Origin of the sequence: Pseudomonas sp. EA_65y_Pfl1_P113, from assembly GCF_963970525.1 — a bacterium.
In the GTDB taxonomy this organism is placed as follows: domain Bacteria; phylum Pseudomonadota; class Gammaproteobacteria; order Pseudomonadales; family Pseudomonadaceae; genus Aquipseudomonas; species Aquipseudomonas tritici.
The window spans coordinates 99,670-125,298 of record NZ_CAXAQM010000016.1 but is presented as its reverse complement, the minus strand read 5'-3'; the positions used below and the strand labels follow the sequence as shown (position 1 = coordinate 125,298).

At 52.4% G+C, this 25,629-nt stretch carries 21 protein-coding genes and 1 pseudogene; 7 read left to right on the top strand and 15 right to left on the bottom strand.

Annotated features, from left to right (window positions below; all coding sequences use genetic code 11):
• Positions 1 to 1,003 (bottom strand): IS66 family transposase (locus tag AACY52_RS16555; protein ID WP_339560626.1); only part of this gene is annotated, 1,003 nt, incomplete at its 3' end.
• A gap of 17 nt (positions 1,004 to 1,020) precedes the next feature.
• Positions 1,021 to 1,380, bottom strand: a complete 360-nt coding sequence (tnpB, locus tag AACY52_RS16550; protein WP_339418685.1) for an IS66 family insertion sequence element accessory protein TnpB — start codon at positions 1,378 to 1,380, stop codon at positions 1,021 to 1,023.
• Between the two features lie 71 nt (positions 1,381 to 1,451).
• Here tnpB and AACY52_RS16545 point away from each other — a divergent pair, with 71 nt between their 5' ends.
• Complete coding sequence (locus tag AACY52_RS16545; RefSeq protein WP_339560625.1) at positions 1,452 to 1,787, top strand: hypothetical protein; 336 nt, start codon at positions 1,452 to 1,454, stop codon at positions 1,785 to 1,787.
• Here the strand turns inward: AACY52_RS16545 and AACY52_RS16540 are convergent.
• On the bottom strand, positions 1,760 to 3,373 hold the full coding sequence (locus AACY52_RS16540; protein WP_339418565.1) for a hybrid sensor histidine kinase/response regulator: 1,614 nt from the start codon (positions 3,371 to 3,373) through the stop codon (positions 1,760 to 1,762). The genes AACY52_RS16545 and AACY52_RS16540 overlap by 28 nt on opposite strands.
• Before the next feature lie 292 nt (positions 3,374 to 3,665).
• Here AACY52_RS16540 and AACY52_RS16535 point away from each other — a divergent pair, with 292 nt between their 5' ends.
• Positions 3,666 to 4,289 (top strand): response regulator transcription factor, encoded by a 624-nt coding sequence (locus AACY52_RS16535; RefSeq protein WP_339418564.1) that lies wholly within the window; start codon positions 3,666 to 3,668, stop codon positions 4,287 to 4,289.
• Positions 4,290 to 4,305: 16 nt separating this feature from the next.
• On the opposite strand, the pseudogene AACY52_RS16530 reads toward AACY52_RS16535, so the two are convergent.
• The 10 genes and pseudogenes from AACY52_RS16530 to AACY52_RS16485 all read right to left on the bottom strand — a co-directional run.
• Positions 4,306 to 4,977: pseudogene (locus AACY52_RS16530) on the bottom strand (TolC family protein); the annotation flags it as partial.
• 864 nt (positions 4,978 to 5,841) lie between these two features.
• Entirely contained in the window at positions 5,842 to 7,338 is a 1,497-nt protein-coding gene (locus tag AACY52_RS16525) for a Fic family protein (RefSeq protein ID WP_339418563.1), read from the bottom strand.
• A 366-nt stretch (positions 7,339 to 7,704) separates the two neighbouring features.
• On the bottom strand, positions 7,705 to 8,586 hold the full coding sequence (locus tag AACY52_RS16520) for a hypothetical protein (RefSeq protein WP_339418562.1): 882 nt from the start codon (positions 8,584 to 8,586) through the stop codon (positions 7,705 to 7,707).
• A 294-nt stretch (positions 8,587 to 8,880) separates the two neighbouring features.
• A complete protein-coding gene (locus AACY52_RS16515) occupies positions 8,881 to 9,813 on the bottom strand; it encodes a hypothetical protein (protein WP_339418560.1) in 933 nt (310 codons plus the stop codon).
• 197 nt (positions 9,814 to 10,010) lie between these two features.
• Positions 10,011 to 10,730, bottom strand: a complete 720-nt coding sequence (locus AACY52_RS16510; protein WP_339560624.1) for a hypothetical protein — start codon at positions 10,728 to 10,730, stop codon at positions 10,011 to 10,013.
• 268 nt (positions 10,731 to 10,998) lie between these two features.
• A complete protein-coding gene (locus AACY52_RS16505; RefSeq protein WP_339560623.1) occupies positions 10,999 to 11,811 on the bottom strand; it encodes a hypothetical protein in 813 nt (270 codons plus the stop codon).
• A gap of 40 nt (positions 11,812 to 11,851) precedes the next feature.
• The gene (locus AACY52_RS16500; protein ID WP_339418555.1) at positions 11,852 to 12,448 is read right to left on the bottom strand and encodes a GNAT family N-acetyltransferase; all 597 of its coding nucleotides are present in this window, start codon (positions 12,446 to 12,448) and stop codon (positions 11,852 to 11,854) included.
• Between the two features lie 351 nt (positions 12,449 to 12,799).
• Positions 12,800 to 13,243, bottom strand: coding sequence for a DUF6527 family protein (locus AACY52_RS16495; RefSeq protein WP_130184104.1), 444 nt, complete (start codon positions 13,241 to 13,243; stop codon positions 12,800 to 12,802).
• Positions 13,240 to 14,427 carry a ThiF family adenylyltransferase gene (locus AACY52_RS16490; RefSeq protein WP_339418553.1) on the bottom strand — a complete coding sequence of 396 codons (1,188 nt, stop codon included), beginning with the start codon at positions 14,425 to 14,427 and terminating at the stop codon, positions 13,240 to 13,242. Before AACY52_RS16490 ends, AACY52_RS16495 begins: the two co-directional genes overlap by 4 nt.
• Positions 14,402 to 15,151 carry a multiubiquitin domain-containing protein gene (locus AACY52_RS16485; protein ID WP_339418552.1) on the bottom strand — a complete coding sequence of 250 codons (750 nt, stop codon included), beginning with the start codon at positions 15,149 to 15,151 and terminating at the stop codon, positions 14,402 to 14,404. The genes AACY52_RS16490 and AACY52_RS16485 overlap by 26 nt, the downstream gene beginning before the upstream one ends.
• 214 nt (positions 15,152 to 15,365) lie before the next feature.
• Here AACY52_RS16485 and AACY52_RS16480 point away from each other — a divergent pair, with 214 nt between their 5' ends.
• Together AACY52_RS16480 and AACY52_RS16475 are read left to right on the top strand one after the other, a co-directional pair.
• Positions 15,366 to 15,740 carry a helix-turn-helix domain-containing protein gene (locus AACY52_RS16480; protein ID WP_130184101.1) on the top strand — a complete coding sequence of 125 codons (375 nt, stop codon included), beginning with the start codon at positions 15,366 to 15,368 and terminating at the stop codon, positions 15,738 to 15,740.
• 11 nt (positions 15,741 to 15,751) lie between these two features.
• Positions 15,752 to 16,618 carry an ImmA/IrrE family metallo-endopeptidase gene (locus AACY52_RS16475; protein ID WP_339418549.1) on the top strand — a complete coding sequence of 289 codons (867 nt, stop codon included), beginning with the start codon at positions 15,752 to 15,754 and terminating at the stop codon, positions 16,616 to 16,618.
• A 398-nt stretch (positions 16,619 to 17,016) separates the two neighbouring features.
• Here AACY52_RS16475 and AACY52_RS16470 read toward each other — a convergent pair whose 3' ends face one another.
• Together AACY52_RS16470 and AACY52_RS16465 are read right to left on the bottom strand one after the other, a co-directional pair.
• Positions 17,017 to 17,445 (bottom strand): hypothetical protein, encoded by a 429-nt coding sequence (locus AACY52_RS16470; protein ID WP_130184099.1) that lies wholly within the window; start codon positions 17,443 to 17,445, stop codon positions 17,017 to 17,019.
• A complete protein-coding gene (locus AACY52_RS16465; protein WP_339418547.1) occupies positions 17,442 to 19,295 on the bottom strand; it encodes a DEAD/DEAH box helicase family protein in 1,854 nt (617 codons plus the stop codon). The genes AACY52_RS16470 and AACY52_RS16465 overlap by 4 nt, the downstream gene beginning before the upstream one ends.
• A gap of 647 nt (positions 19,296 to 19,942) precedes the next feature.
• Here AACY52_RS16465 and AACY52_RS16460 point away from each other — a divergent pair.
• From AACY52_RS16460 to AACY52_RS16450, 3 genes are all read left to right on the top strand, one after another.
• Positions 19,943 to 22,018 (top strand): DEAD/DEAH box helicase, encoded by a 2,076-nt coding sequence (locus AACY52_RS16460; protein WP_339560622.1) that lies wholly within the window; start codon positions 19,943 to 19,945, stop codon positions 22,016 to 22,018.
• Entirely contained in the window at positions 22,018 to 23,385 is a 1,368-nt protein-coding gene (locus tag AACY52_RS16455) for a DNA-processing protein DprA (protein ID WP_370468030.1), read from the top strand. Before AACY52_RS16460 ends, AACY52_RS16455 begins: the two co-directional genes overlap by 1 nt.
• A 1,370-nt stretch (positions 23,386 to 24,755) precedes the next feature.
• Positions 24,756 to 25,613 (top strand): TniQ family protein, encoded by an 858-nt coding sequence (locus AACY52_RS16450; protein ID WP_339418541.1) that lies wholly within the window; start codon positions 24,756 to 24,758, stop codon positions 25,611 to 25,613.
• The last annotated feature ends 16 nt before the right edge of the window (positions 25,614 to 25,629 follow it).

Genomic DNA, 25,629 nt, shown 5'->3' with positions numbered 1-25,629 from the left:
GTACATGGGCCATACAAGCCAAACGTTCAACGCCCGGTTGCAACGCTAAAGCGTTATAGCCCCCATAATCATCCGTCATCAGATAGCCGCGATAATCACCCAACAAGCGCAACGGCACCTCCTGCGCTCGGCTGGTGGTGTAGTCAAACAGGATGACGGGGCGCTCAGGCGGGCCGCTGGCTTGCACCCACATCCAGGATTGGCTGGTCGGGTCGCGATCAGGCTCTTTGAGCACCTGTACCCGCGTTTCATCGCAATGAATGACCGGACTTTCCAGTAACCGATCACGCATCAGATTAAGCAGCGGTTGAAAGTGTTCACAACATTGAATAACCCAACGCGCCAACGTTTGACGCGGGATATCGACGCCGTGACGCCCGAGAACTTTTTCAAAACGGTACAGCGGTAAACCATCGACGTACTTGGTCGTTAGCAGCATCGCCAAGACGCTGGGACTGGCCATGCTCTTTTCGATCAACTGGGCCGGCTTGTCGGCCATGACCGGCGCGGCTTCACAACCTCGGCAGCCGTAGACCTTGCGGATATGTTTGATCACGCGGATCTGCATCGGCACGATTTCCAGCTGTTCGCTGGTTTCTTCGCCAATGGCATGTTTGCGGCAGCCGCAGGCGCACGTCAGTTCGTGCTCAGGCAGTTCGTGGACAACTTCGATACGCGGCAAATCGGCGGAAAGTGGCTTGCGTTTGCCTCGGCGTTTGACGGGAGCGACGACTTCTTCAGCTTCTTCGTCAGCGTTATCGGCGATGGGTACAGCGACACTTTCGGCTTCATTAAACAGCACAAGTTGCGGGGTTTCAGGGTCGACGGTTTGTTCGGATTTACGACCGAACAAACGGTCGCGCAGCAACTTGATTTGCTCTTTTAGGTCAACGACCTGGCGATGGTGGGCCTGATTAATTTCTTGATGAGCACGACGTTCCGCAAGCATTATTTGCTTGAGTAGAACAGGGTCATCAGGGAGGTCGTCGGGCATCGAGATCATGCCCGGATTATACCCAACTAGGCGACAAATCGCGGCGTCAAAACCTGATGAGGACGATTGCGCCACAGATCAAAGCCGTCGAGCATCCAGTTCAGTTCCTGAACTGTCAGGACAATCGCCTCGTCGCTGATATCGGGCGATGTTTTGAAGCGTTCGGCTTCTAAGCGTTTGAGCCACAGGCAGAAGCCGTTGCGCTCCCAATACAACACCTTGATCCGATTACGGGTCTTGTTGAGAAAAACGAAAAGTACCGGGTCGAACACCGCGACTTTGATATCCAACTCAACCAGAGCGGTCAGGCCATCGATGGATTTTCGAAAATCCACGGGCTTGGGGTAGAGGTACACTTTTTCAACTTTGGCGTCGGGGCGCATCATGACGGCGGGCTCCTGAAGGATATCGGGAGCCCAGCATCAGGCATCAAATGGCAGCTTTGAATGTGTAGACGATGGATCGCTTACTACGTAAAAAGCGTGTCCCTACCAACATGGAGAGGTTTGACATAATTATCCGCCATCAGAAAACCACCGAAACTACAGCAGCTATCTGCTGGGCTCAGGCTCATGAACTGACTGACACCGGGCTGCACTGCGTCTCCGGCGGCGCCGATTTCACCATCATGCCGGTACCCGGCATTGGTGTGATCAAACCTGATCCGATCTGCATCTATCCATTCCCTGATGTGCCTCCACCGTCAGACATTCGCGGGCCGTTTGTTGGTTTATGTCCGTTGCGCCCTGACCAGCAGCACTCAGGTCAGGACGTATTCACCCGCCTCTCGTGAAGCGACAACAGGTTCAGGCGCAACTCCGAAGGGCGCAGCGGCTTGGAGAGCACGGACACTTCGGTACCCTGCATTGATTCAATGACCACTTCCACCTCCCTCCCGGTAAGGATCAAAGCCGGTACATCCCAGCCGCGGGCTGCTCTGATACTCGCAATGCAGTCAAGGCCATTGGCCTCGGTGCCTAGGTCGTAATCGGCTACGATAATGTCGCAGTCGGTGGTCAACCCTTCAACAGATCGGGCGACCTGGACTTCGCATCCCCACCTTTCCAGCAGCGCGGCGGTGGCCATCAGCACATTTTTGTCGTCTTCCACCAGGCAGATCCTGACGCCCTTGAGCAGGCTGTCGCCCAATGTTTTTTTGCGGGCCGGTTTTACAGGCGCGCTCACCTCTTCAAGCCCATGGATAGTAACTGTCGTGCCGCGGTCAACACGGGAATTGATATCGATCTGTACGCCAAGAAGCTGACTGAGCCGCTTGACGATGGATAGCCCCAGCCCTACGCCCTCAACGTCCTTATCGCGAACATGGCGAATCCGATAGAACTCGTCACAGACTTTGGGCAGATGTTCAGCCGCGATGCCTCGCCCCTGATCATGCACGCTGATTGACAAGCTACCTTTGTGGCGACGTACACCGATCAGCACCGGGTGCTCGGGGGCATACTTGAGTGCGTTGGACAGAATGTTCTGCACCATCGTGGCAAGCAGTGTGGCATCGACTCTTACCCAGCGCCGACACGGCCGGACTCTCAGTTCCACGCCGGCCCATCGGGCAGCAGCCGTGTTTTGCTGAGCTATTTCATTCAGCATGTCACCCAGGTTGACCACGTCTGACTTGGCCGAAACCTTGCCGCTGTCCAGCGTGTATATATCCAGAATCGAGCGAAACAACTGCGATACGTTGTGCAGGGAACGATCGATGTTGTCGACCAGCTGACGCTCATAGTCACCTAGCGGGCTTGAACGCAGGCACGCGGTAAACATGCCGATCGAGTGAATGGGCTGGCGCAGATCGTGGCTTGCCTGGGCCAGAAAACGCTCTTTTTCGCGGTTGGCAACGGTTGCCTGCTCCGATGCCTGGCGAGCCAGCAGCAACAGAATGTGGGCGTAGCCAGGCACCAGAATCGTGATAGCGACCAGCATCAGTACCATGAATGGTTGCGCTTGCCAGTACGGCGTCAATTTATAAATGATCAGTATGGCCAGCAGCGCCAGCGACGCAGCAATCGACAGGTAACGCGAGCCAAAGCGCATCCCATTGCCCAGGGTCACCCAGACCATCACACTGAAAATCGGCAGCGTTGCCTCTCCGCCTACGACCAAACCGACGGAAATTGCGGTGTAGTCATGGACCATCCCGAATACAAGGCGGACCGGAAAGACGCCGGGGAACCTGGTGATGTGCTGGCGCAGGATCAGAGATACCACCAGAAAGCCGGCATAGTAGAGAATGATCGGTTGATACTTCGCTATGTCGAGCCCAGGCAGGAAACCTAACAGCGCCACGTAGGTGACCGCGAACGTCGCCACTATCAGCCTCAGATTCGCCTGATCCAGTTCAGCGTTTTTCCGGTATTTCATCAAGGCACCTCGTTTTACTGCGGACTCGTTCCGCTCGACGAGCGGCTAGTGGCTATCGCTCACATACCCACTTTCGCTTTCTACTCCAGATCGAGCGCGGTAAATGCTTCTCCCGTGCCATTTTCGCGATAACTTAATTAACTTGGCGACCACCATCATCTGACTAGGGTCATGCGAACCTGCTCTTCCATGATGTCGAGAGCATAAATAATCACTCTAGATTTTTCTCACAGGCGATACGCATTGCGCCTATCGAGTATGATGACCCGACTTAAAATTCGGAAGCAGAGGCATGGCGTGCAGAATCATAGTGGCTGACGACCACCCCCTATTTCGTGAAGGCATGTTGCGTACCATCGAACGTCTGTTGCCAGAAGCTATCATTGAGCAGGCAGGCAATTTCAATGAAGTGCTGACCTTGGCACGCTCCGGTGAAGAAGTTGACACTCTGATTCTGGACCTGCGCTTCCCCGGACTGGACTCGATTCACACCATTGCCAAACTGCGCAATGAGTTCCGACGTACCTCGATCATCGTGGTCTCGATGATCGATGACCCGGAAACCATCTCCCAAGTCATGTCGAATGGTGCTGATGGCTTTATTGGCAAGAACATCGATCCACAGGAAATAACCGACTCTATCGTCTCTATCCGACAGGGCGACGTCGTCGTCAATTACAAGTCCGCAGGTTCGCTTTTCAACGAATCAGCGGTTAACGCACTAAGCCCTCTTACTACACGTCAGAAACAGGTACTGAGTCTGATCGCCGCAGGCAAAACTAATAAGGAAATAGCCAAAGATTTGGGTATTTCCCCCTTTACCGTGCGCATACACGTTTCAAGCCTGTTAAAAGCTCTGGGGGTATCGACCCGGGCAGCCGCTGCAGCGCAGTTCGCTACGCAGGCCATCAAGTAGGCGGCGGAAACAACATTCATTCTCCAATGTTCAGACTGCCAATGTCAGGTGCCAATTGCAGCTTAGCCTTATGCCAGCTTACCAAGGATTCCAAACGTTTCTGCCTCGCTGAGGCCTGGTCACTCTGCGAACGCAGAAGCTCAAGAATACTGCCCTCCCCAGCCTTGTAACGGCCCTGAGCAATGTCATAAGACTTGCTCGCACTCTCGACAAAAAGACGACTGATTGCCAATGCCCGGGTTCTGGATTCCAGCGCCTGCAGACGATATGTCTGCTGGCCGGCGCCAGCATGATATTTTGCGTTAGCGGCTTTCCGACTGTTGTGCGCGAGACGTTCAGCACTGATTTTGGCTTGCAACAGCGCGGTGTTGGCCTGCACTTGGTAAAAGACTCTGGCGGTGGCAAGCATCGACTTCTGCAATTCTTCAATTCGGCTGCCACTGGCGGCGTTCAGTAACTGGCGGGCACTTTCGACTTTTGCGGCGCGAAGCCCAAAGTCGAAGAGCACCCAGCTCATATTGAGGTCGTAGATGCTGGTACTGGCGTTCAGCCTGGAATTGGCTTCGGAGAAGCCCGGATACCGGGTGGTCTTGGCAGCCCGACCTTTTTGAAACAGCCCTTCCACAGTCGGGTAGTTGGCTGGGTGCTCAGCCTCCATTTCCGCCTGACGATCCAGCTCCGTCAGCCACGCTGTTGCCGCTGATGCAGAATTGACCCTGCTGCCGAAATTTCGCTGATCCAGGCTTCAACTTTGTAAAGCGTTAGCAGGTCTGACTTTGGGCTGAATGCTTGTGGGGCAACGCCAAGTCGGCAGATGGGTCAATTCTGCATCAGCGGCAACATCGAATGACCTATGTATTCGTCCCTAGAGTAGGAAATATCTTGAATATTTCTAAAAAACTCTCTTAACGGATACTCAGTGCGTCCCGAGCACGGTGGCCCGGAAAAAGCGTCACCGGCTACTCAATCGGGGGGATCGAATGCGCCAGCGACAGACTTTATTTATTTCCGACAGACTTTATTTCGTAGCTTCGAAGGTGTGTCCTAGGAATAAAGATTGTCACAAGCCCCCTTTTATTTCGAGTCCTCCATACAAAAGGCGTGTGGCAAGAAATTAATAAACGCTGTCACAAATCTTGCGTTTACAAAAAATGATGGGATTTCTCGAAGAATAAAGGTTGTCACAGCGAAGGATCAGAAGCCGAGGAGTCAGGTGGGGCGGAAAAGCCCACTCAGTCATGATGTTATTTTTCTGACAAAAACGACCGCAACTGCATCCGGTTTGACGGTTGAGCTATGAAATAAAGTCTGTCGGGAATAAATGGAGTCTGTCGCAGGCTGCAGATTGCTTTGATCAGCGCCTGTATAGACTTGGAGGTGTTCCAGTGATGGCCACGTGGGTGAACGACCGCACGCTTTGGGCCTTTTCAAAGCTGAGGAGCTTGAAAGGTTGGGCCGCCTAATAGCTAGTGGAGATGGCGGGACTGAGATGGACTTGGCTTCACCCAAGGGATCTGCCACCGGTCATTCAACCGCCCCGGTCGCTAGACTATTAGTCGTCGGGCTCTGCGTAGGCTTCTGCCAGAAGGGCCTGGGCGTGACCTTCTAGGAAGTCGAAAACCTCCTCTTGGATATACCCGTTGTATTGCTTCCGCCGGCCCTTTGATACGACTCCATTCTGGTCTAAGCACTGCATTATCAGCTTGCTCAAGAGGCTGCCGCGCACGTCGTAGTTGTCATTAACCACCTTGAGCAACGTGTCGTATCGTTGCAGATACTCGGTTTCTTCCCTCAGTTCGATTTCCAATGCCCGCTTGGCCATTTCCAGCGTGAAGGCCACACATTCAGTCGCATCCCAGTAGCGATAGAGGCTTGGGTCGCCGGTGAAGTTAAGCGACATGTTGTCGGCATCGATCCAACGAACGTCCCAGAATTGCCGGGCAGGTTTCGAGAAGCTCTGCAGAGCTTCAAGGTAGCGTTGCTCCTCTCGCTTCATGGCAACGGAGACAGGGAGTAACAAACCGTTCTCCAGCGCACCGCTGCAGCACAATGCCTGGTGTATTAAGAAGCGCGACAGTCGGCCATTCCCATCCATGAAGGGATGCAAGAATACGAACCCGAATGAGGCAATGCCGGCGGCCACCAGCGGGTCAAGCTCCAACGGTGCACGGTTTGCGAAGGCCATGAGTTCGAACATCAGATCCCGGCAAAGGTCTGGTGGTGGGGGTATATAGGTGACCCCTGCCGCTCCTCGAAAGGAGTTGGTCAGGTGGTTTTGTTCATGCCGGAAGGCCACCGCCCATTCAAGCGGTTGGGAAATTGCATTGTTTTGCAGAGAGACCAAATAGTCTTCGGTAAGCGGCTGGCGGTCATGTGCCTGGCGCAGCAACTGAACGAAACGCTCTGACTTCTGCTGGCTTGGTGCTTCCTTTTCAATCTCAAATGAGGAATCTGTCTCGCTCAGGTACGCCCAGTTGATGGCGCGATCCATCATTTCCTTAGGCAAGGAAGCAATGAACTCTTTCGAACGCCCTAGAATGTCGTATTCAAGCAGGGCTTGGACCTCAGGCGTGCGCTCTACCGCCGCGCAATATTGGAGTGTCCCCAGCCCATTGAAGTCCACGCGCCAGCGGTTGTTTCGCACCGATGGGCCGGTGATGTACCGCTCTGGATCAAAAAGGAGGACGCCGGGGCCCCGAGGCTTGTCCGTGTAGTCCAGTAAAGCGCCGGAGTAGACTTCCCAGAGGAAGCAGACTTTGCGCAGATAGCCACTGCTGGGTGATTGGGTTATGGCCTCGACAAGGAGTTGACCTTCAATGCGAGGCAGAGCCTGCGACAAAATAGAGAGATTGACGCCCTCATGTTTGAGCGCAAAGATGATGTGGGCGAGAAAATCCCCAGCCTCCGGTGCAACTGCTTGCGGCACTGCAAGCGCGCCGTTGATCCGCTCAATGCGGGTGACGGGTTGAACGAGTGCGGGCTTCTTTACCTCGATAGCCTTCAGCCCCATCGCATTGATCAAATGGGCATAACCCACTAGATTTCCCATTTTTTCCCCTGTCGTTGGCTAGATTTTTTTAACCGAGCCAAGATTTTCTTAAAATACGCGCCGAGCACTCAGAAAATATTAACCGAAAATGGTCGTGTAACCACTATTTTTGGGCTTTCTGATTTTCGGCGCGCCGGGAATCTGTGTAGTGGTCATCGTGTATTGTTCTGTTGGCTGTATTACGGCTCCGGACTCTCAGCGTGGCAGCCTGAAGGTAGCGCCGTCGACCGCTTCGCTTGAGTGCGAGAACGATCCGAGCGCTCACGCAGCTACCTGGCCATTATGGCTAGGTAGCTGCGGCTGAGTGGTTGGAGATGAATGCTGTATCTCCCATCCTCGCAAACACTTGGTCAACTGAATCTACATTCAGATTTCGGAGATATAAGTAGGCAGAGAGTCTACATAATGACGGTGTGTTTCTTTGCTGAGCAAGCGAGAGTCAGGCAGGCTGCCAGCCAAATAACGCACCACGGTACCAATGATGTTTTCGCGCATTTTTGCCTTGATCTTTGCCTCGTACTGTTGACGATCTAAAGTGCCGCGGTAGTGGAAAACGGTACCCAGCCATGCGTTCTGTACGAGGTGATAGCTCAGTACATGACGCTCGCTGTTGCGTCTATCGACCGCTTGTTCAACTGCAGTGACACGATTGAAATAGGCCGAGTCGATACGCATAGGTTCGGATTCATAGCCATCTGGCGGAGATTCGAAAAACTCTGGAAGCACAAACACCATGCGCTGGAGGGTTTCTTCTGGCAAATTGCACGGAGGTGTAACGCTAATCTTCACATGCGCGACGCGTTCAGGAAACGCTGGCGCATGCTCCAACCATTTGAATGTGAAGTTGATGTCAAAACCGTCAGAACACTGGTGGCAAAGCCAGCCATGCGGATGATCGGCATCACCGACAAAGTGCCGCACAGTGGGTGCCCTAACCGCACAAGCCTGGCAAGGGGGCATCAAACCGGCACGGATGAATAGCCCAAGCTCAGTTACGTCCAATGACTGGAGTGACGTGGGCTTCATCTTGGGAATGTGCTGGTGGAGGAGTTTCAGTGTCGTGTTGCGGTAGGCGATCAGGTTCTGATCGTGCGAGTCAAAATCGTGATCACTCTTGAGTGCAATTTTGGAATTGAAGCCAAGGTAATTTGCCACCGCTGCGTGCGCATGAGCAGAGCGGATGAGAATGCCTTGCTCGGCATAATACGCACGCAAAAACGCTACAGCTTGGTCAATAACATCGGGCATGGCGAAGCTTCCTTAAGTCTGGAGACAGTCAGCGCGCTACACGCAGGCAAGATTTTATATTCACTGTCAGCCTTGATTTAGAAAGCCAAGATGCTGGTTTGGTAAAGCAGCGATCGTGTCCCGGTTAGCTACTCGCCCAGTCGCAGGTAGGACGGCATCAAACTATCCATTCAGATTGGGAAGATCAAGTAGAGCGAAAAATAACGGACCGACGCGTAAGCATGGCTAGGTGGCTTTCACTGCCGAAAGCAGCTTTGGGTAGGCGAGGAGTAAGTCTCATCGCAATCTCGGGTCTTAGCTGTGTCGCTCAATCCATCGCTGCATTGGGTCTTTCTGAATCCCATCGACGAAAAATCTTTCGATGTCTGCCAGCCGTGCGCTTAAAACTTGCTGGAAATTCGACGTGAAACGATCATTATTAGCCTCTAGCTGCAGAAGATATTCCTCCCCCTTCAGCATATAATTTCCATTGCCGATGAAGGTGGGTGTGGCGGCGGAGATGGAGTCAACGCTGCAAGCTAGCTGAATCCGGCCATGCTGATTAGCCTGGTTCCAGCTGAAGCGCGGAGAAAATTGCAGCTTAGTCAGAATGGTGATCAGCTTTGTCGCGGCAACATGTGGTTCGTTCGACCAATCTGCCACGCTTCCACCTGTTGCATACCAGCAGAACTCTCTAACAACTGTTCCGTCAAGCGGGTTCTTAAGTGAGCTAAAAGCTTCATCTTTGAAGCGAACAGCATCGGATTTTTGTATCTGGCGATGGATCAAATCATCAACAAAAACTCTGCATCCTTTTCCCGCTTTTTCCAGCCCTACGGCCCGAGTAACTGCACCGCCTAAAATGAAATGGCCGATCGCGCGATTGATCTTGTCTGGCTCTACAATCTCCCCATATGAAATTCCACCTCTAGAGAGCAGGCCTGCGTTGACTGACTCCCACATGAATGCGCGAGCCGCATCCAAAACCGCGAGAACATTCTCGGACCAGATGTATGCGCAGTCAGATAGCTGAGCAATCTTGATCTGCTTATGGGATGTCCTGACTGCTGCTAAGCAAGATCGAAATGTGGTAAGTAGCTGCCCGCAGAATAGATTCGCTGATGGAGAAATGGATGGGCTCATTCCCCAGGCTTTGAAATCACCCTCACCTAGGGTCACCTGGTTCTGCGTCAGCGCGCCGACCCCCAGCATATCCACGAAAAATACTGCTCCTTGGTATTGATTCATACGTCCTCTGCCTGAGCTGGTTGGGTTGTCACCGCCTCGCTCAGCTCCGCGCAAGCGTGAATATGCACCTTGGGGTCCATCGTCGCTGCTCTTGAAGTAAAAAGGCACAGGCTAAGACATCATGGTTATTCATACGCGCTGGCCATTTGATCTTTTCGACTATGAACAGCCGTCATGGGCTGAGCCACTCACTTCGACTAATGAGAGTCTTCGACGCCAGGCTCACCCAGAACTGTCGGGTCGAACAGCCAGGAGTGATCAGGATTTCGAGTACATCGCACGATTGTCGCTCGCTGCTCTTTTTCTCCAATATCCCGCAGCTTCAAAACGCCGTCGCATTTGGGACATTTGCCCTCGATTTTGGTCAGAAACACATCGCCTGCTTTGTTCGACTCGATAGTGAGAAATTGAGACAGTCGTGTAAAACGCTGACGGCTCAGACCCATGCCCACCACTAGAGTTACCATGCTGAATGCCATCAGGAATATCAAGAAGTACTGGGTTGTCGACTGCCATACGCTCCAGATACTGGCGATACTTCCCACCATTCCAAGGATGCCTGAGAACGTTATCCAAACGGCTTTGATCGGATGCCCTGCAACCGTCAGAGGGCGAGTTTTGATTCGATCAATGTAGGCCTGCGGCTCGGGATCACTTCGACTGGGTTCCAGACTGATCGTATTTCCGGTAAAGACGTTATGTTGACCAGCGTTGAAGCTGCGGTCGCCGGAAGTGGATATGTAGTGCTGGGTAGAGTCAGCAAGGCTTTTTCCACACTGACTGCAGAACCGATCAAGCTCGCTGTGGGATGCGCTGCAATGGGTGCAGTACATTTGTTGCTCCATATGTGGCTGAAAGACATCGGTGGAGGCAAGGGGCAGGCTTTCACCGGTTATCTCCTTATGCTCTTCGGACACCTCTGAAATTGCAATCCAACTGGGGGCAGTTAGTCATGGTCCCTAACGCAGAGCGTGAAGATTGCCCATAAGGCTGTTCAGTTACGGTAACCCGTCGTGGATGAGGGACATCGCTGAATGCTTTCGCGGAGCAGTCCATCTCCAATGGCATCCGCTAAACGGGATTTTCTCGGGAGCGGAGTATTGGACAAAGCGGTGGCCGATCCTCATGAAAAACAGGTCAGTGGCTACGACCATTACTTGGTGGGTGTACAGCAGCCCGGATATTTCAGCGCTTGTGCTTTTTAGCTTTTTTCTTACGCTGCTCTAGCTTCTTATCAAATACAATTTTGTTCCACTGCTCTGCCATTACACCAGCCTGCCTATAAATGCCTTTGCTCATTTTAATACTTTCAAATATTCCAAGTATCGCAGGGGAGATCTCCATTCTCTGTTTTGTAAGAATGAAGACCATCTGGTGTGAAAACACACAAAGACATAGGGCAGTCAATAAGAGCGTTATCTGAATCCACAGGGATTCTCCGGGCGCGAATGCACTGGAGCTGATCTGTATTAGGTAATAGATAAATATGCCTATGATGAAAAGCTGAAGCCCAATCATGGAGCGAGTCATAGCCTTAGGAAGTCGAACACCGACGATCTTTCGCTTTCGCAACGCAAAGCTGTCATACACGCTTAACAATAAAAATGGAAAGCCAGCGAAAGCTATGTCAATGCTTGACAGGCTGTAAACAGCCGAAGAGATGTTTATAATGAATGTAAGTGATAAGCCACTGAGTAGTGCTATACAGAAATCCTTCTTTAGCTCACCATAAAATTCCCTGTAATAGGGGGAGCTTCGTCCAGTCAAAGCTTGAATACAGTCATAGGTGTATACCGTACCGAGAATCCATGAGACGGATATCGCTGACAGCAGAAAAAAACTCCACCAAGATTGGTTTTGGAAACTCAGCTGCCATAAAGTCGATGCGGCAGCAACGAAAAATAGGATGTACTTCATTAGGTTCAGCAATCTCTCATTGGCACAAGTGTCACGTTTGGAGGCATCTCTGATGCCTGCTTTGATCAGCAGTTCATGCATTGCATGGGGTGGCGCTTTTTTACAGGCTGGCTTAGGTGAGTCACGCGCAGGCCAATAGGGCCTTTACGTCGTCATCGTTGAGCATGAATACACCTGCCGCCACACTTGCTCCTGGTGTGCCCATCACAACCAGGTCTGCGTACATTCCTTGAGTTAGGGCAAATCCTTGCTGCTTCCCAGGAGCCACGAATGCGCCTTTTTGCTCAAGTCCAGCATTCTCGTAAAAATCTATCAGGTCATAGCCGCACAACAGGGCGGTATCGCGCGGATCGTCGATTAGCGCATTGAGAATCTGAGAGCCAATACCGTGGCCGCGAAAATCTGGGAAAACAAAGATTTTGTGACAATAGCGCGGAACGTTTGGGTCTGGATGAACGAACAGCAACGCATAACCGTAAAGGCAGCCATTTTCATGGCTCATGGCAACCTTCAGTTGCCCTGCTCGGTAGCACTCGTCAAAAATTCCCACTACATGCTTGATGGACTTTCGGGTTGCTTCTTCTGAAAAGAAAAGAAACTGCATGGCTAGAGTCGGCTGAGCGAGCAGATCCTGAAGCACGCCTTTGGCTTCGTTTTCCAAGATCTGGAGAAGGAAGGTGTCGATCAGTTGTTGATCAGAAAGAGTGGTGTCTAGCATGGATAAGCGCTCCTGCTTTGACTGGATAGCCTGCTCGTTTCGAATGGGCGATACCAGTTGTCCTCGGGTAGAGCGCCGAGCGTACCTGCCACTGTGAGAGTTTGTCATCCAACATGTTGCGGCTTGGATACCCGGCTATGAAAGCCATTTAGCTGAGCTAGTTTGATTTTCGGGCACGGCATTCGTGACGACCAATGGAAAATAGTCCTGGCGTTGAGTCGGGCCTATTTTCACACCCCTCAACTCACTGTGTCGGCGTAGGCATGGCAAACGAGCTGTTAAAGGAATGGGGCTCACGCCTTATTGACTAAGCCCTCCTTAGTTATCAGATCGGGACGCTCGCTAAAATCATCAGATTCTCAGCCACTTCCTCAGCTTTCCGAGCAGCGATGGAGCTTGGAGTTGCGCTTGGACGACTGGAGTTGGTTGACGGATTGCATCATCACTAGGTCGATTTGCTTGCAGTCGTGCCTTCGCCTGCTTGTCACGTCTGCGCCCTGCATCGATTGCATCTTGGGACATATCACCTGACCACTCGATGCTGCCAGAGCGAACCCAGTAGTGTGAACGGCACTTGAACGTCCAATTGCCAATAGAAGGCTTGAGCGACACCGTTTGGCCATCAAATGACATCTGCCAGTCGGTTGGAGAGAACGGTGTGATCACCTTGTTGCCGCAACCACAGGCACACAGGTGTGCTGCAGTCGCGAACTCCATTGCCAAGTAGAGCTCACCCGGCTCTAGCCTCTCCGGGAAATGCTCAACGAATTGAGGCGTGAGGCTCTTAATGCTCATGGGCGCTCCTCGCTGTTGCCCATCTCGTTCAGGTTGGTCGAGTAGGTGAAGTGATCAGCCTGGACGTTGTCGACGTAGAAACCACACAGCCGTTTCCAGGTACCAATCGCCAGTACCGCGTTGAGGGCATTCAGATCAGCAATCTGAATGTTCGAGCGGTAGACATCCTCCCCAGCGTTCTCGGTCAGCGGCATGGTGCGATTGGCGTGGTCATGATGCCCAGGTGTGAGTGTCGTGACTCGGCAAGTGCCCCAAACCTGATGCGTTTCTCCTACCAAGTGAACGCCCATTCCAACGTCTAGCAGTGAGGTGCCAGTACCACGAAGCTCCCGCACCACCAGCTCACGAACCGCCGTGTTGTCGACGCTGAGGAACACGTAGTCGAAGGCTCTGAGCTCAGCGATATTTTCTGCTGTGATCATGCACACATGAGGAACGACATTGCGATGCATCTCACCGTACACCTCGTGCAGGTACTCTACCTTCATCATCCCCCGTTCGAGATGGGCGAAGGTGACAGCGCCTGGGTAGCGGAAAGCATTGTGCTGATGGAGTGCATCACCATCGAAGAGATGGATTTCTGCCACCGGCGTTTTCGCAACCTGATCCAGGATGTAAGCACCGGTACCTCCGAGTCCGACGATTGCGACCTTCAGTCCTTTGAACTTCTCAGTAGGCGTTCCGATGCCGGCACGTGCTGACGCCGTGTCGGTGTAAGTGAACACAGTCTCTTCAACCTCCGACCGAATAGGCGCGAAGGTTTTCGCGGTAACACAGTTATCGAGCGCTTCCGCCTGGCCACTCAGAATCGAAACGTAGATCGAGACCTTCTCGTAGTAATCGGCGTAGTTGCCACTGCGGGGCTTGGCCGAGAAATAATGGTTCACGACCAGATCTGGCAACAGCGAATTCAGATTGCTATTGTTGATAATTTGCTCGAGGGGATGCCCTTGCGAATCGCAAGGGCAGTCACCAATGAAATGTGCAGTATGGTCGCTCGGTTGGCCCGCAACATCAGCCACCAGATTCAGCGCCATGACCAACATGCCTTTGCAAACCTGGCGCTGAGCATTTACGTAGGGCACGTCCCGAACCAAGAGGTAACCCTCCTTGGTGTCCAAGTTGTACCCTTCATTGCGCAAGCGCAGGAGGTAAGGACTACGACTTATCAGTTGGTGTGACATTGAAGTGCATCCCCTTCTTGATACGGACGTGTTGGCCATCGACCAGGTTGGTGAGAGAATTCCCTTCGTGCCCCTTGGCAAAGGTCACGGTGAAATGGGCATTCGGGCCTGGCTCAGCTTCCGGGTAGGCAAGCCGCACTACTTCCCAGTAGGTGAGGCTGCGGGAGTGGATGAACACAGGCAGCGTGTTGACGAAGGCCTTGATGTTGATCTCCACCGCTGCGAAGTGCTCGACACCAGGGCGCGCCAAGTCGAACAGATCACGATCCTCAATCAGTTCATCGTCATCGCCCGGGATGACCAGGAAGATGTCGTATTTCTGAGCATCCACGCCTGCCAACTGCTTCAAGGTGCGACCAGAAATGCGCTGAGCGCCCCAGTCCTGCGCACGTCCATCGATGAAGAAGCGGAAGGTACGGTCGCTCTTGAATGCCAGGAACCTCTCGATGCCGGCCAGGCGCAAGTCACTGGTTTCACTAGGGCTGAGCAGCTCCAAGTGGCCGTTGGTGAGAACCTGAAACAGCAGGTACTCGTCCACCGGACGGAGCTCCGCAGCCTCCAATACTTGCTGCCCGGTTGGAACAGGATCAGCGATCACCAGTGGCCGGTATTCCAGAGCATCATTGCCGAGCTCGATTTTGTACGGGCCGTGATCCCGTACCGCGCGGCCCGCCAAGACGGCGGCGGCCACGTCCTCAACCTCAAAATCGTTCAACTGTGACATAGGGAAAAATCCTCGTATCCGAACCAAATGAGCTGTTGCCTAGGCAGACAACACCACCGATCTTAAAAAACGACCCGGGAGTCGTTGTCCAGCCAGACAACAGTGGACTTCAAAAAAAAGCCGCTTATCATGAGTGATGAATCGCGAGCTGTTGTCTGTCTAGGCAACAGACTACTCCCGCCCGTCTGGGCATTGCAATAGGTTGGAGAAAAAAATGGATTTGGCCGGGTTCATCGCTACCATGCGTGAACGAAAAGAGCTGAGTTTTCGGGACTTGGAAAAGCGTGCAGGCGACTTGGATCACGCTTACATCTGGAGATTGGAGAAAGGAGATCGGGCAGCGCCTTCAGATGAAGTCGTCGCGCGCCTGAGCCATGCGCTCGAGCTAGATGAGCGAGAGGGTGAGGTGTTTCGTCTCTTGGCTAAGTCAGTAACCGTCGACGATGCGCTCTATGACTTGATGACTTCCCGCGTAGATCTCCCGTGGGATGTCCTGGAGGACGCCGCATCAATGAGCTTCCGAGGCGAGCGCCCCACCACGAAAGAAGCCTGGCTCAAGCGAATCAATATGCTCTTGGAAATGGACTAGAGAGGGATTTCATGGACGAAACTGTTGTAGTGGCTCGAGCTCGTAAACTGCTTAGAGATGCGAGCGTCACTTCAGCGCCAGTAGATGTAGAGGCGCTCGCCCAATCCCTAGGCTTCAAAGTTTCTCGCAAAGACTTGGAGGATGGTGAAGCAGGTAGCACATTCAAGCGCGGCGAAAAGAAATTCATATGGGTAAACGAAAGAGACAGCTTACTGCGCCAGCGCTTCACTATCCTGCACGAGATCGCGCACCACGTTCTTGAGCTCCCATCCAAGCATGGCGAGAAAGTTCCAGCTGATGAATTGGAGCGCTTCACGGGGCGCCACGAGGAGGAGGTGCTCTGTGACATCTTCGCTGCGGAGTGCTTGGTTCCTTGGGGGTTGATCCAACCACTTGCGGAGGAAAAGGACTTCAGCTTGGAGCATCTTGCCGATTTGGCCGAGCAGTTCCAGGCCTCCCGATCATGCATTGCCTCCAGATTTGCTCAAGCCTCGAATGGTCACGTAGCATTCGTCGTCGCAGAAGATGGCGTGGTCAAATATTCCATCGGTTCGAAGGCGCTTCGTGAATCGAGAGTGTGGATCAACCGGGGTATTCCGCTTCCTCAAAATTCCGCCGCAGCCAAGGCGTTCAGAGCTGGGATCGGTGGCCTGTATGAGGCGGATACCGAGGGCACTGATTGGAGCCATAGTGATGATGCTCATCGGTTCGCTTGCTTCGAGCAAGCAACCTATCACCTACCGACCAAGCAAACTCAGTCCATCCTCATTTTCGATGAGCTTGATCACCGTCCAGTGTCGAGCGGCTATCGGGCGGTCCATGACGATGACGGGTTTCTGGAAGAACTTGATGGCCGCCCGGGTTGGTCTAAGTATTGATATTAGCTTGAACGCTTCCACAAGCTCTGCCTCGACAGCGACCGAGGGCTAGCAATCCACCTATGATAGCGCTACTAGTGCACGCCAATTGTGAGCCGATGCCCATCATCGCGTTATAGCTGATGCAGAATTGATCCATCTGCCGACTTGGCGTTGCCCCCATAAGTATTCAGCCCAAAGTCAGACTTGCTGATGCTTTACGAAGTAGACACTTAGGTCAGCGAAATTTCGGCAGCTGGGTCAGCTCAGCATCAGCGGCAACAATATGACAACTTCGGGCTGGTCACGAACGATGACTTTTCCGTGATGGCCCCTGCCTGGCGCCCTCGAAAGCGGACGTTCACTGCAGCGAGATCATGACCGGTGGAGTCAGCCGCAGTGAGAGGAAGGCAGGATGTTTACGCGACTAGTTGAAGCCGAGGGGCGAGCGCAAGGTAGTCTTTGGGTATAGTCGCCAGTATTCGAGCAACGCGGGCATGAAGAAGCTTGCCAGAAAGCAACACTTCCAGCTTCTCAATACGCTCTTGGACTGCCCGAGCCCGATCCCACTGAACGCAGAATCTCTTAGTCGCTACTTTCTGCTCTACGCGTACAAGATGACGGTTGCGGTCGTAGGTGTAGCGCATCGTGACCTTACTCGAGGACTCCTCCTCGGCTGTCTCCGTGAACGTCAGCTCGAAGATCAATCCGGCAGAGGTCTTCCGTGCGGAGGACTCGACATACTCATCCTCAAAGAGGTTGTCGACCAATTCGCTCGGCTGAACACCACGAGTTACGTGAAGTGTTGTGAGCTCGTCAACAAGCGTTTTGATGGTTTCGAGACTCATTTCAGCATACCCCTAAGTTCAGCCATGATTACTTCGACATGCTCAATAGACCTGGACAGCGCGTTAGTGTCCCGTTCAGTGACCTTACCGAATTTCTTCACGAGCTTTGCGTTGATAAATCTCACCAGTATACCGTCGTTGGGCATGGTTGACTGAATCCCCACCAGGTGTCGGCTGAATTTCGGATAGAGGGTAGACGCTTTCTCGTCGATCCCTAGGTCGCTAAGCAGCGTAGCGACCTCATCCTGAGCCTTTTTTGTGAGTATCTCACGTAGTTGCTTGCGGGCGATTTCAGGCCGTTTCGCTACAAGATTGGGATCGATCGCCTGAGCAGCTTTCCTGGTTTCAGCATTGATGATGAGGCTCTTGAACTGCGCCAACGTGGCTTCATCGTAATCTGCGAGCGCAGACATGGCCTGCAGCTTTTGAGTCGCTATAGAGTCGATTTCAGCCCGCTTTTCGGAAAATATTTTGTTGAAATCCAGGTCATCAAGGTAAGAGTCTTGGTCGCTCACGAACGCATCAGATGAGGTGACACCGGCTAAGGAATGTTCTTTCCTCGTGTACTCTGTGTCGGTGATGGTGTACTCGCGCGTTCGTTGATGCTGGGCACGGTCGACTTCTTTCTGGAAAGAGCCCCACATCGAATCCAGACCAGTTTCCTCGTGATAAATCACTACCGCATTGTTGTCCACCTCAAATGCTGTGATCTCTTCAGCCGGGATTGCACGAAGCACACGGCCGATGATCTGCGCAAACGCGTTGATGCTGCGATAGGGACGGAACAAGGCAAGCACTGTGAGGTAGCGATGGTCATAGCCCTCCATGAGCATGTTCACGGAAATGACAACGTCGCACTCGTGGTTATCGATCGCCCGGAAGGCTGCATCAAGATCTGACTGCTCCATATCGCTGTGCACGATAGCCGCAGTCAGGCTCTTGGACTCGTACCAGGTCTGGAGGTCTACCGCATGTGAAATGCTGCACCCAACAGCAAGGATCTTATGCGGCACTTTTGGCGATACCTTACGTAGCTCGCTAAGATTGGCTATGCTTCGCTCAATCACATCCATAGAGCATTCAGGTGAGAGCGCTACGCTTCGTTCTAGCCACTCCTTGTCCTTCAAGGCAAGAACCTCTTCCTTAGACAGGCGAACATCCGGCTGCTCTGCCAAGGTAAAGTAGAGTTCGTGCGCATTGACGGTCTCTTTCCTCAACCACTTGACGTACCGATCCCGCATGACTTCGGAGAGAGGCGTTTCGTGGATCAGCTTTCCTGGGACTTCTTGTTTGTCACCACGGAAAGGGGTGCCAGTGATGAAAATCTTTTTGGCCTTCGCGAAATATCCAAGCGTTCTTTGCCACGTCTCTGCCGGGGCATGGTGACCCTCATCGATGATGATGAGATCGAAGAAGTCTCGCGACACGCGCTTGGTTAAGCACCCCGCCCGCTCGCTATGGATCTGCTGAATGTTTGAGAAGATGAAATGGCTCTGCTCCAAGCTAGAGGAGAGAGTCTTGGAGTTATACTCACAGATAACTGGAAGATCATCAGCACTGAAAATAATGTCCTGATTGATCCAGAAATTGTCTTCCAGAAGCTCTTGGGTCTTGCGGATGCTCTGCTTCGTTACGAGATTAGGCGTTACGATCAATACCCTGCCGTTGGCCAGCCCAAAGGGTACGATGGAGATCAGCCCACTTTTCCCGGTTCCGGTGGGCAGCACAATCAGCGCATCTTCGCCAGAGCTAGCGAAGTGATCCTGCGCCTTGATGTATGCCTCAATTTGGGGCGTACGCAGTTTGGTGTTGCCAAGAATGTTAGCCGCCGTTTCGAAAAAGTAATTCATAGCCAGTCGCGATTCCTATCGGCGGCGCGCGCCAAAGTGCCCGCATACTGAGCAAATGCTCGGTGACAGGCGAACAGAGGTATGAGGGGTTTAGGTGCAACAGAGCAGAGCATTGAAATATCCATATTTCGAGCTCGCCGTCATCAGGCTTCTGACAGCAGAGCATTTGGGCTATTAAGCATTGTAACCGACTTCAGTGGTCACGCTACGGATGCCTTGCCGACCTCTATATACCAAGCCACAGAAATGCACAGCCATATCCCGAGGATCGCTTCGCGTCCCGTACCCAAGGCAGTAGCCGTTACGGTAGTTCCGCACGTTCGGATCTGTGCGGGGTGCGGCAGGTAACTGCCGTCCCTACCGCGACCCCTCCAATGAAAATTCCAGTGGTTGTGGGCTTTTTAGGGAGAGGTCAGACTCCTTCTACCATGTGTTCGGTACCGCATTCGGCATGCAGGCATTCCTCGCAAAAAAATGCTGCTCGAAGTGTCCTGCACCGTCCGACACGCTCTGATAGGGTATGCGAGGCGGTGAGGGGCTCCTGCCCTCCGTTCGTTGCGAGTTAGCGGATTGAGAAAAGTGGATGACTCGAACCTTGCTCAGCGGATCAGCAATCACCTATCTGACGGTAAATGGAGAGCAATACCATGGAATATAATGCAGCGCGTGCTTTGGAGCTCCTGCGTTTAGGTTCGGGACGACTCGATGCTACCTTCCGGGATGGCCAAGAAGAAGCTATACGCCACATCGTCGAAGGTAAGGAGCGCTTGTTAGTCGTTCAAAAAACCGGCTGGGGTAAGAGCTTCGTATATTTCATTGCTACTAAGCTGCTAAGGGAGGCTGGCGCTGGACCCGCGTTACTGATCTCGCCATTACTAGCTTTGATGCGAAATCAGGTTGTAGCGGCAGAGCGAATGGGTGTGCGAGCGGCCACGATTAACTCAGACAACAGGGAGGATTGGGGTGCGATTGAAGGCCAGCTTATTGCTGGTGGCATTGATATCCTCCTGATATCGCCCGAACGCCTCGCTAATGAGCGTTTCCGTACCCAGGTTCTGGCGCTGGTCGCTGCACGAATCTCCCTGCTAGTTATCGATGAGGCGCATTGCATCTCCGATTGGGGGCACGACTTCCGCCCACACTATCGATTGCTGGAGCGGATGGTCAAAATTATGCCCCCCAACCTTCGTTTGCTTGCTACCACCGCCACGGCAAACAATCGGGTTATGGATGACTTAAAGGCGGTGCTTGGTCCCAACATTGAGGTTGTCTGTGGAGATCTCAATCGTGCATCGCTTTCGTTACAAACCATCCGCCTTCCTCGCCAAGAAGAGCGTCTTGCATGGCTTGCTGAACGGTTGGCCGCATTGAATGGGCACGGCATTATTTACACATTGACCGTGCGAGATGCTCTGCTAGTAGCGGGATGGTTGAAATCTCAAGGCTTTAACGTCGAAGCCTATACAGGGCAGACTGGTGATCGTCGGGAGGAATTTGAGCTTGCCCTGTCTAACAATGAAGTCAAGGCTCTTGTCGCGACACAGGCGTTGGGCATGGGTTATGACAAGCCCGATCTAGCATTTGTGATCCATTATCAGATGCCAGGTTCCGTGGTCGCCTACTACCAGCAAGTTGGTCGTGCGGGGCGTGCGTTAGATGCTGCCTACGGTGTGCTACTCAGTGGTGAGGAGGAGACTGAAATCACCGATTGGTTTATCCGTAGCGCTTTCCCGACGCAAGAGGAGGTCGCGGAGGTTCTAGGTGCGCTTGAAGATGCACCTGATGGTTTATCTGTCCCGGAGCTGCTCAGCAAAGTCAATTTGAGTAAGGGCCGGGTCGAAAAAACTGTGGCGTTGCTTTCTCTGGAGGCGCCAGCGCCTATAGCTAAACAAGGTGCTAAGTGGCAGCTTACCGCGGCAAACCTTAATCAAAGCTTTTGGGATCGCGCAGAGCGGCTTACTTCGTTGCGACAGGGTGAGCACCAACAAATGAGGGACTATGTCGGATTACCATTCGGCCAACATATGGCGTTTTTGATTGATGCACTGGACGGAGTCCCCGGTACGGTCAAGAAGCCAGCTCTACCTCCATTGCCCAGTACAGTGAGCGTTGGTTTGGTCAAAGCTGCGGTCGCCTTCCTGCGGCGTACGAATCTTCCCATCGAGCCTCGCAAAAAGTGGCCTGACGGCGGAATGCCGCTGTATGGCGTAAGGGGGCTTATTCCGGCCAATCGTCAAGCCCAGCCCGGTAAGGCTCTTTGTATATGGGGAGACGCCGGTTGGGGCAGAATTGTGCGAGATAATAGATATCTTGACGGCTATTTTTCCGATGAGCTTGTTCAGGCATGTGTCGAAATGATTAAAAACTGGGGGCCAACTCCCGCTCCGGAATGGGTTGTTGCGATTCCGTCTCTGAAGCATCCAGAGATCGTACCCAATTTTGCAAAAAGGCTAGCCAGTGCGTTAGGCCTACCTTTTTACAATGTTCTCGCGAAGACGGAGGACAGGCCGGAGCAAAAAACCATGGCAAACTCTACTCAGCAGGCCCGCAACATTGATGGGTCGCTTAAAATCGATCAGATAATTCACGCGGGACCGGTGCTCTTGGTTGACGACATCGTCAATTCTCGATGGACTCTAACTGTCGCAGCTTGGCTGTTACGAGAAGCCGGTTGCGATGAGGTTTGGCCTATGGCCCTTTCACTAACTGGCCACGATGAATGATGTCACCTCTTTCACCCAATACGCAGGCGATACTGTTGCTTACGGCACCACTAATTGTTGGACGTGGCGTGCAATCGCCAGACCTACTATCGCCTGCCGAATACAAGCGTTTAGCTAGTCATTTACACCAGATCCAGAAACAACCTGCCGATCTTCTTACCGCGGAATCCACTGAGATTCTTCGTTTATGTCGGCCAATAGCAGATGAAAGTCGACTACAACGGCTGCTGGGACGGGGCTTCTTGTTGAGCCAGGTAGTCGAGCGGTGGCAGACACGGGCTATCTGGGTCATTAGTCGAGCTGACCCTGAGTATCCGCGACGTCTCAAAGCTCGTCTTCGTGCTGATGCGCCAGCAGTGCTCTACGGGTGTGGAGATATTTCGCTGCTTGAATCGGGTGGGCTCGCTGTCGTCGGGTCGAGGAAAATCGACGACGCATTAGTCGACTACACCATGTCCATCGGAGGGCTGGCAGCTTGTGCCAACAGAACACTTATATCGGGCGGGGCTAGGGGGGCTGATCTGGCTGCAATGCGGGGTGCATTGCAGTCGGGTGGCAAGGTCATTGGTGTTCTAGCGGAAAACTTAGAGCGAACTGCCATGAGTCGTGAGGAAAGGAATTCCTTGCGTGATGGAAAATTAGTTCTTGTTTCTGCTTATGATCCTAATGCCGGCTTCAACGTTGGTCATGCTATGCAGCGTAATAAACTCATTTATGCGCTGGCCGATGCATCCTTGGTCGTGAACACGGACCATAACAAAGGCGGGACATGGGCTGGTGCTGTGGAGCAGCTGGATAAGCTCCGGTATGTGCCTGTATTTATTCGATCAACGGGTGAGCCCTCTACCGGCCTTGATGCTTTGGGTAATCGGGGGGCTATACTTTGGCCGAATCCTCAGGATGTCGAAGCCTTTAACCAAATATTTGCGATCAAGGTTTCTAGCACAGACGCGCCTCAGCAACCAAAACTCTCAATATCGTCCGCTGATGAAATAGAGAGCTTGTCGGTGTCTGAGCCAATGACAGAGTCGCAGACTTCGTTAGAAGCGTCTTGTGAACCTCTACTTCCTATAAGTAATTGCGTCGGCAGAGATGCTGTTGAGCCAACGTTGAAAGTTGTGTCTGAAGTAATGGATTCCTTCCCAAGGGTACAAGTGGATCACGCGGATTTACTTTTTGCTACGGTAAGAGATCTGATTAAAAAGCTACTGTTAACCCCGACAAAAGATGCTGATATTGCTGCGGCTTTAGACGTGACGAATGGGCAGGCAAAGGCATGGCTTCAGCGCCTTGTTGAAGAGGGTGTTATCGAAAAGCAAAAAAAACCTGTGGGCTACGTGGTTAAGCGATCTGAGTTGTTTAAGTAGCGTTCTAGGTGGTTATGCACCCTAGCCAACTCGGTCTTTGTGCCGGCGAGCTTATCCATGGGCTCGATGGGGAACCAGATGGCGTCGATGCGGATCATTTGGCAAGCTCACGCACAAAGCGTGCGCATCACTCAGGATGGGAAATTGTCATTTGACCGTGATTGATAGTTCGCCAACGAGTATCTCAATGACCGCCAGTGCCCTAGTCCGCCATTTAGGCGAAGCCTTCAACGGAACAAACGCAGGCGATAAGGGCGATCGCGTCCGCGTAGAAATACGCGGACATCATCGTCCCTAATGCTGGAGTCCGGAAGGTGTGTTCCCGGAACGCCTGCGCATATCCAAATATATCCTGTCGACTATAATTTATAGTCAACAGGATATATTTGGATATTTCCGCTGGTAGCTAAGCATCAGCACTGCAACGCTACGCTTGCGTTCACAAGCCAAGGATCGCGCCACACCGTCATAGTGCGCTCGTGCAATCAACTCTGGTGGTAATGGCAGAGCAGTTTAGCGGCCAGCGTTTAATCCAGAGATGAAAGGCAGCAAGTCAGGTAGCTGCCGCGAGCGAGTTTGTGGTCATCGGGTAGCTCCGACATGCCCCGTATCTCGTCATAGCATGAAGACCTGAAACCTGAGGACAACTATTTCAGAACTGGACGCTCGGTAAAATAAGCTGCAATCAGCTGCTTGCGCATCCCTTTGAGATAGGAATTGAGGACCGCTAACCAGAATAGGTTTTTGGCTCGGGTAACTGCTACATCTCAGTTAACGAGCTAGTGTTTTTTTGTTGGAATTCCTTCCGGTGCCTCGAGGCTACCAGCAAGTAGTCCGACAGGCTCCTCAAGCTCCGTCTGCGCCGAGACACGCAGAAAACGCTGGCCGGCGTCCGGTTTTGAAGCCAGTATGGTCCGGGCCTCGCGAATGAACTGATCGCGCATACGCCATTTGTCAGTTTTAGCCTTACGACGTCCCTTCATTTGCATCCTCGCAAGTCAGGTTCACTGATGCCGCTTATCATCCGCCTAAGACATCCACCAGAGTCCTGAAGAAGCCATCTCTGACAACGATACCAAGATCGTTGAAGGATGAATTTTCAAAGGCATTCTAAACTCAAGAAGAAACCCAGAGCAGAACGGCGTCGTAGCCTAGAAATAGCGTGTATTGGCAGCCTCAAAATATGATGCGTACCAGAATCGCCATCTAAAAAACTCACCTCCGGCGGCATCATCCCAAAATGAGACCGCTGACCGACCGAGCAGTAGTCTAGTAAAATCAGGTAAATGAGCAAACGGATAACGATCAAGTTGAATAGCCGGCTTATGCGCCTGCAGCACTGACACGGAAGGCCGATTACGGAATATTTGATGAAGATTTTCACACCTTTCCCTGGAGAGTACGTAGCGTCGGCACTGCAGAGAGGGAATGAGATGCTGGGCCTCAAAAATCTGACTGAGAAAGATTTCTACATAAAACCAGTGCCGAGAAAAGGATTCGGTTACGCCCTTGGGGATAAATGTGAATGGCGAAACCATGCCATCTTTCAATTCCCTCACTTCTTCACAGAGCGGCACGTTTCTGAAGAAGTTCTTCAGAACTTCACTTTATACCCCCTGACTACAGCACTTGGGCGCACCAGAGCAGATATAGTTGTGACCCCACGGGAGTGGAAGAAAATTTGCCCAAGTTGCGTATTAGAGGATTTTGAAAGCTATGGCACAGCATACGTTCACCGTAGGCATGTCCCCGCGTCCGTTCGAGTCTGCAGCATTCATAATCTAAAACTGATGGATACATGTACCACATGCTCAATGCCTATGAATAAACATCAGCTTTCAAAACTCGGGGTGTGCAGCCGAAAATATCAGTTTAAGTTCGTGGAATCTGACTCGTTTAGCCTAGCTTACTCAAAGTTTATAGCCGATTTATTGAAATATGATGGACCCACCACTAAGTCGCATCAGGCCGACTGGGCGATTTTTAGCAGTATTCGTTTAAAATATGGAACCGAAATAAGACAAGATGATGAGTTCATCCCCAATTTTATAAAAAGTGAGTTTGGCGTAGACGTCAAACATCCTGCTAGGACCTATTCAGACAACAATTACACCATACTTGCATTTCTCGGCTGCGAGACTGCTGAAAGATATCTTAACCTGATTTTCAAGACGGAAGAATCTTCTCGACTGGGAAAAGATTTAAAATCTTTATATTATGGACTCTAACGCGCAGCATCAGTCA

Excerpts from the sequence above, each read along its gene's own strand:
- tnpB (WP_339418685.1), bottom strand. The coding sequence starts at position 1,380 with ATGATGCGCCCCGACGCCAAAGTTGAAAAAGTGTACCTCTACCCCAAG.
- AACY52_RS16545 (WP_339560625.1), top strand. The coding sequence starts at position 1,452 with ATGGATCGCTTACTACGTAAAAAGCGTGTCCCTACCAACATGGAGAGG.
- AACY52_RS16540 (WP_339418565.1), bottom strand. The coding sequence starts at position 3,373 with ATGAAATACCGGAAAAACGCTGAACTGGATCAGGCGAATCTGAGGCTG.
- AACY52_RS16535 (WP_339418564.1), top strand. The coding sequence starts at position 3,666 with ATGGCGTGCAGAATCATAGTGGCTGACGACCACCCCCTATTTCGTGAA.
- AACY52_RS16525 (WP_339418563.1), bottom strand. The coding sequence starts at position 7,338 with ATGGGAAATCTAGTGGGTTATGCCCATTTGATCAATGCGATGGGGCTG.
- AACY52_RS16520 (WP_339418562.1), bottom strand. The coding sequence starts at position 8,586 with ATGCCCGATGTTATTGACCAAGCTGTAGCGTTTTTGCGTGCGTATTAT.
- AACY52_RS16515 (WP_339418560.1), bottom strand. The coding sequence starts at position 9,813 with ATGAATCAATACCAAGGAGCAGTATTTTTCGTGGATATGCTGGGGGTC.
- AACY52_RS16505 (WP_339560623.1), bottom strand. The coding sequence starts at position 11,811 with ATGCATGAACTGCTGATCAAAGCAGGCATCAGAGATGCCTCCAAACGT.
- AACY52_RS16500 (WP_339418555.1), bottom strand. The coding sequence starts at position 12,448 with ATGCTAGACACCACTCTTTCTGATCAACAACTGATCGACACCTTCCTT.
- AACY52_RS16495 (WP_130184104.1), bottom strand. The coding sequence starts at position 13,243 with ATGAGCATTAAGAGCCTCACGCCTCAATTCGTTGAGCATTTCCCGGAG.
- AACY52_RS16490 (WP_339418553.1), bottom strand. The coding sequence starts at position 14,427 with ATGTCACACCAACTGATAAGTCGTAGTCCTTACCTCCTGCGCTTGCGC.
- AACY52_RS16485 (WP_339418552.1), bottom strand. The coding sequence starts at position 15,151 with ATGTCACAGTTGAACGATTTTGAGGTTGAGGACGTGGCCGCCGCCGTC.
- AACY52_RS16480 (WP_130184101.1), top strand. The coding sequence starts at position 15,366 with ATGGATTTGGCCGGGTTCATCGCTACCATGCGTGAACGAAAAGAGCTG.
- AACY52_RS16475 (WP_339418549.1), top strand. The coding sequence starts at position 15,752 with ATGGACGAAACTGTTGTAGTGGCTCGAGCTCGTAAACTGCTTAGAGAT.
- AACY52_RS16470 (WP_130184099.1), bottom strand. The coding sequence starts at position 17,445 with ATGAGTCTCGAAACCATCAAAACGCTTGTTGACGAGCTCACAACACTT.
- AACY52_RS16465 (WP_339418547.1), bottom strand. The coding sequence starts at position 19,295 with ATGAATTACTTTTTCGAAACGGCGGCTAACATTCTTGGCAACACCAAA.
- AACY52_RS16460 (WP_339560622.1), top strand. The coding sequence starts at position 19,943 with ATGGAATATAATGCAGCGCGTGCTTTGGAGCTCCTGCGTTTAGGTTCG.
- AACY52_RS16455 (WP_370468030.1), top strand. The coding sequence starts at position 22,018 with ATGTCACCTCTTTCACCCAATACGCAGGCGATACTGTTGCTTACGGCA.
- AACY52_RS16450 (WP_339418541.1), top strand. The coding sequence starts at position 24,756 with ATGAAGATTTTCACACCTTTCCCTGGAGAGTACGTAGCGTCGGCACTG.